The organism is Myxococcus sp. AM011 (assembly GCF_013372595.1).
Taxonomy (GTDB): Bacteria; Myxococcota; Myxococcia; order Myxococcales; family Myxococcaceae; genus Myxococcus; species Myxococcus eversor.
The window spans coordinates 1-5,435 of record NZ_JABXEM010000441.1; the positions used below are offsets into that span (position 1 = coordinate 1).

The 5,435-nt window shown below is 65.4% G+C and carries 4 protein-coding genes; 1 reads left to right on the forward strand and 3 read right to left on the reverse strand.

All coding sequences use genetic code 11. From position 1 onward, the window contains the following. Positions 1 to 957 precede the first annotated feature (957 nt). Positions 958 to 1,350 (forward strand): DUF4288 domain-containing protein, encoded by a 393-nt coding sequence (locus HUW62_RS45600; protein WP_176438008.1) that lies wholly within the window; start codon positions 958 to 960, stop codon positions 1,348 to 1,350. A gap of 14 nt (positions 1,351 to 1,364) precedes the next feature. On the opposite strand, the gene HUW62_RS45605 is transcribed toward HUW62_RS45600, so the two are convergent. The 3 genes from HUW62_RS45605 to HUW62_RS45615 form a co-directional block, all read right to left on the reverse strand. Continuing rightward, positions 1,365 to 2,189, reverse strand: a complete 825-nt coding sequence (locus HUW62_RS45605) for a hypothetical protein (protein ID WP_176438009.1) — start codon at positions 2,187 to 2,189, stop codon at positions 1,365 to 1,367. Positions 2,190 to 2,267: 78 nt separating this feature from the next. Continuing rightward, positions 2,268 to 3,854 carry a Dyp-type peroxidase domain-containing protein gene (locus tag HUW62_RS45610; RefSeq protein ID WP_176438010.1) on the reverse strand — a complete coding sequence of 529 codons (1,587 nt, stop codon included), beginning with the start codon at positions 3,852 to 3,854 and terminating at the stop codon, positions 2,268 to 2,270. Continuing rightward, a complete protein-coding gene (locus HUW62_RS45615) occupies positions 3,796 to 5,379 on the reverse strand; it encodes a hypothetical protein (RefSeq protein WP_176438011.1) in 1,584 nt (527 codons plus the stop codon). The genes HUW62_RS45610 and HUW62_RS45615 overlap by 59 nt, the downstream gene beginning before the upstream one ends. Between the last annotated feature and the right edge of the window lie 56 nt (positions 5,380 to 5,435).

Genomic DNA, 5,435 nt, shown 5'->3' on the forward strand with positions numbered 1-5,435 from the left:
GCGGCGTTCATGAAGGAGTCCATACCCCATTCATGAGTGGGGCCGATGGCGGCCAATGCAATGAGGGCCTGCCCGCCCAGCCCTCCGCCGCCCATTCCCTCTTCGGCCTACCCCTGATGCAGTAGTGTTAAGGACGCGTACTTCGTCAGGACGCAGCAAGCGATCTCGTGAAAACCACATTGATGGATGGTTGCTGATGCGCTCGCTTTGATATGGAAGTCGCGTCAAGACCTTGTGAACCTCATCCTGGAGATTTTTTGTGCACGCATTGAGAATTAAGAAGGGAGCGTACTGGTCGATTCTTAGCTGCAGCGAGAGTTTGAAGTAACGAGTCTGCGAAAAGAGCGCACACCAGACCTGGTCGCGCAGGGTTTTATGCAAGCCCTCTTTGTGTGGGAAGAATCGATGCATGGAAGTCTGGAGTGGCACTGGATTGACTAGGGTAACTTCCTTTGACTGGATGTCTGCCCATGTGAATCCAGCGGCTTCGGTCAAACGACGAAGGTGGCGTTGCATTTTTTTGCGGGAGCTTTCGCCGTTCAGGGGCCACTGAGGAGCAAACTCCTCGATGTCCTTGCTGTACTCGTTCTTGTGGGGAGATTCGAGCAGGACGATAAGTGGTGCGCTGCCTGGTCTCGGTGCGTATGGTTCAATCTCCTCGAGCCCATCTCCTTGAACCCGAGCGCGAACCGCATCACTCACTAATTTGGAGTGATGAAAATGATCAGCTCGAAGGACGTAAGTGCCGTCTGTGGATCGCTTTGCCCATGCCTTTGGATTCAGTTTGGCCCAGTCTTTCACTGGATTGGAGATGACTACTTGAGAAGTTGAGCCTGGCTCCGGTTCGACAGGTAGTATGATGCGCTGCATTGAGGAAACACGCTCGATTGGGTTGCTGAATTGGCCTGTGATGATTGGGAAGGCTCTTAAACGCCATCACCGCAGAAGGGAAGGTCCATGAAGCGCCAGAAGACGGCGTGGTACGCGGCGAGTGTAATCATGTACATCCAGTTGAAGGAGGGGCGGCAGAGGAGCTTTCCCGTTAATGAGAACGTCTTCCTCATCGCCGCCCGGAGCTTCGACGAAGCCCGGATACGCGCCGAGGAACTCGGCCGGGCCGAGGAGTCGCACAAAGGGCTCACGTTGAATGGGCGGCCCGCCGTGATGCTCTTCGGCGGCGTTCGGAAGGTGGTGTCTTGCACCGCGAACCCGGCTGTTCCTGGCCCGTCGGAGGTGACGAAGCTGTACGACGGGGTGGAGGCAACCTACTCAGGCTTCCTGGTCAAGAGCCGGAAGGAGCTCACGGCCCTGATTGAGGGAAGGCCAGCCGCGCTCATCTACGAGGAGTGAGACTGGCGTCGGCTCTACCGGATGACCGTCGTGATCCGCTCAGACCCCGTGCGTGACACCCGCCGAGTCTCGCGCCCATTGAAGTCCACGGACTCGCCTTCACCCACCAGCGCCCGGATGGTGATGCGCGACAGGCACTGACTGTCATCCACGGCGTGCGTCACCACATACCGAGGCACCGTGGACGCGGCCTCACCGAGCCGCAGCCTCATCTCCCGGATGGAGTCGATGTAGCCCGCCAGCGGCTCCATGCGCGCCAGTGCCCGGCGCAGCACCTTGTCGGAGCGCTTGCTCATCACCCGGTCCCAGACGAGGTAGCCCGCGCCCAGCGTGGCGGAGCTGGTGAAGAAGATGACGAAGTTCAGCATGCCCCCGAGGTAGCGGTTGCGCGTGAAGCCCTGCTCACCCGTCGCCTCCGTGAGGATGTCCTTCAGCGTCTCCACCGCCGCCTGGTTCGCCATCGCCGTCCACTCCCGGGCGTCCTTCGGATTGCCCAGCAGCAACCGACAGATTCCCAGGTGCAGGGAGATCAACGAGACGCGCGCGGTGTCCCGCTCCGCGGCCAGCGCCTCCGTGAAGCAGTGGCTCGCGGACTTGAGCAGCTCCAGCCGCGCTTCACGCGTGCACTCGGGCCGCGTCGCATCCTCCAGGTGGATCCGGCCTTGATGAAAGGCCCCCTCCCTCAGCAGGTGCGGTTCCCGATGCAGATGGCCCAGAAGGACCAACTGCTCCCCCTCCGTCCCCAGCAGTGCCTCCAGCAGCACCGCCGACCCATCATCCAGCGACTTGCCCCCGACCTGCCGGGGCGTCGCCTGGATGAGGTCATTCCACGTCGCCATTTGCAGACTCCCGTGTGCCGCGGCGCCTCATGGATCCGTCGAACCCCCGAGGAACAAGTCTGCCACAGCCACGCGGTTTCACGAGCGCGGGACGTCGCTTCCGTCATCCGCCACGCGCTCTTTCATTCCGAGGAAGGAGAGCGCTTTCAGGCTCGGCAGAAAAAAGTACCCGCCTCCCCGCGTTGTCACGAATTTTCCCAGGGATGTCGCGCATTGCCGGATTGGATCCGCGGGGATGATCAGGCGCCCACCGCCGTCTCCGGCCAGTGGGTCCTCGGCGCCCTCAATGCCTCCGAGCTGTTCGAAGTGCACCCAGCTTCTCTGGACAAGTTCGAACTGACGGCCCACGTGCGCGTTGAGGGCGATGAAGAGGAGCCCCTTGCCCTCCGCGTCCTCGTAGTTGAAGCCGCGCCGCAGGAGGCGATGCCTCCGCGTGACGTCCGTGGACACGCGAGGCGAGGGCGGCAGTGCGTCGCGAGGGTTGCACCGCCGCGTGTGCGCGGTGATGGGGCAACCGTAGCCGTGCGGGTCATCGCGCGCGTAGCGGAAGTCGTTGTCGGGATGCGATGGGCCCGTGCCGCTCGCACGCGCGGGCGTGCCGTCCTTCTGGAACAGGAAGGGAAGGAGCCTGCGCAGCAATCGGTGTCGTCGCGGCGTCGCGAGCGGCGCGCCGTCGCGCTTTCGTCCCACCAGCTTCGCGGCCACCCACTCACGTCGCTCCTCGGGATTGCCCTCCGGTGCGAGCGCGGCCTGCTCGTCCAGGAATCGCTCGAAGGCCGGCACGTCCTGCTCCAGCTTGCGCAGGACGAGGAACGTCCCGTTGTGTCCCAAATCCCTTCGGCCTGGCAGACCTGGAACCGGTGGCAGTGCGCTCGCTCCCGGCAGGTGCTCCGGAACGTGGGGCGACAGCGGCCACTCTCCGTACTCATTGGCGTGGCCCAGCAGGAACTCTCCGCGCTTCACGGGCCTGTCGTAGTCCCGTGGATGTGTCGCGGGGTCATCCAGTCCCTCCAGGCGAGGCTGCGACACACCATCCAGGAAGCCGAAGTGGTCGCGGAAGTAGCCCGGTGGATCTTCCTCGCGAGCACGTCGCTGACCGCGCTGGATGAAGACCTCACGCAGTCCGTTCCGGTGCGCCCGCTCCAGGTGCTCGCGGAGCAGCGGCTCCATGTTCGCGGCATCCGTCGCATACAGCAGCAACAGCACTTGCAGCGCGTCCTCATGCCGCGTCCCACCGAGCATCCAGTGGTCCGGGTCGTTCTCGTCCACGTCGCGCAGGTGCTCGCGGGCTCTCAGGGCCATGCCTTCGCGCAGCTCGCGGGGGAAGGTGGCGCGGACGCCCTCGGGCATCCCGAGTGCCATCAGCCCGGCATGGGACAGCGCCAGGTTGACGCGCGTCTGGCTGCGCGCGGAGTCATGCATGCGGAGCTGGAACTCCATGCGGTCAGCGGGGGTGAGGGTCCCGTCGCTCGTCAGCTCGCGCAGCCACCGTCGGCAGCCCTCCGCGTCGTCGATGCGCAGGAAGAGCAGGGTGAGCTCGCCCATGTGTCGATAGCCGTGCAGCAGCAGTCCCTGCACGTCGCGGAGGTCCACCTCCGTCGAAGGCTCAGGCGGGGGCGGGCTCCGCGTGGGTGAAGTCGGGAGTCTCGGCTCGGACGTGCGCATGGTGCTTCCTCCGGGGCTCTCGCCATCTCTTGCTGAGCGGGGCGAGCAGCGCGGACAGCGAGTGGACGGCGAGGGCGAGAGGGCGCAGCAGCGGACGACCGGGGTCGCACGCGCCTCTCGACAGGAATGCGGCCAGGGCCTTTCGAGCCCCCCGGTCCTTCATGGGTTGGTCCATGCGCTCGCGCGTGAGCAGCTCGCGCAGTCGGAGCGCGTTGTGCAGCAGCAGGACGGAGTGCCGCTGGCGGGGTGTGCCGTCGAGCGCCGCGCTGTACCAGACGCGCGTGGGGACCTCGTGCGCGCGGAGCCAGTGCTTGAAGGGCTCCACCGGGAGGCGCTCCTTGGGCATCGACGGGTCGATACCTCGCGTCTTCGTGGGGAAGCCCTCGGTCTTGCTCCAGATGAGCTCCAGGAAGCCCCGCACGTCCGCGTGGTCGACGAACGCGTCGATGTACGACTCCCATGTGTCGTCGTAGTTGCTGAAGAAGATGAGGTGGTGCGGTCCCCGCCCGTCCTCGTCGCTGTACACCAGCCACCGTGCGCAGTGGATGGTCTGCACGTGATTGAGGCCCACCACGTATCTCTTCAAGCGCAGATTCACACTGCGCAGCGCGAGCTGCGCCAGTGCCAGCGTACCCGGGTCATCGACGATGCGCGCGACGTGCACCATGGGGTTCTGCACCATGGCGTCGCTGACGGGCGGAATCGCGGGCGCGTCGCCCATGCCGTGCGCGGGCCACGATATCGGACGCGCGTCGGGATGTTTCCTCGCATGCAGCCACATCCGCGCCTTGAGCAGGTAGATGCCAGGAAGCGCCCAGGCATAGCGATAGACGGCATACGTCAGCGTGGATGCCGCAGCCGAGTCACGCGCGGTCGCCAATCGCTCCTTCCAGCCCGAATCCTCCAGGCCCGGCGCGGCGGCTCGCGCGACATCGCGCAGCTCGTGATGGAGGTCCGGCATCTGGCGGGGACGTCCCGTCCAGGGTGTCTCCTCGAGCTGAGGGGCGCGCGCGTCCAGGTGCTCGTTCACCGCGCGCAGCGCGTCCACGGAGGCGCGCAGGTCCTCGGGAGACTGGAAGCGATAGGCGAAGTCCACGTGCCGCGTGACGGCGGGAGCGCGGTGGTGGACGAGGTAGTCCTCCACGGCCTCGGGCTCGGCGAGGCCCGCCTCGGGATATCCCGCGCAGTTCCGATAGAGGGCATCGAACAGATGGGCGGCCTGGGCTCCGCGCTGATGAAGCGTGCTCCACCAGTGCACCAGGGCGCGGAGCACCTCGCGGTCCAGCGCCTCCGCCTTCGTGCTCCGGGTGTCGAGGACGGCATCAGCGCCGAAGATGAGTCGAGGGTCCCTTGCGGGGGCCGCCTTGGGGCCCAGGTCGACGACGGTCCAACGCGCGAAGTGCAATCCTGGTACTCCCTCGAAGAGTTCTCGTCTCGCCTTGGCGACCGAGCTCAGCAAGTCATCCAATGCCTCGCGCTTGCCCGGAAGGATGCGCGTGATGACGGTCGATGTGCCATGGCGCATTCACACCTCCCTCGTTGGGCGCGCGGCTCCCGATGAGGTGGCGCCGGGCCGGGTGG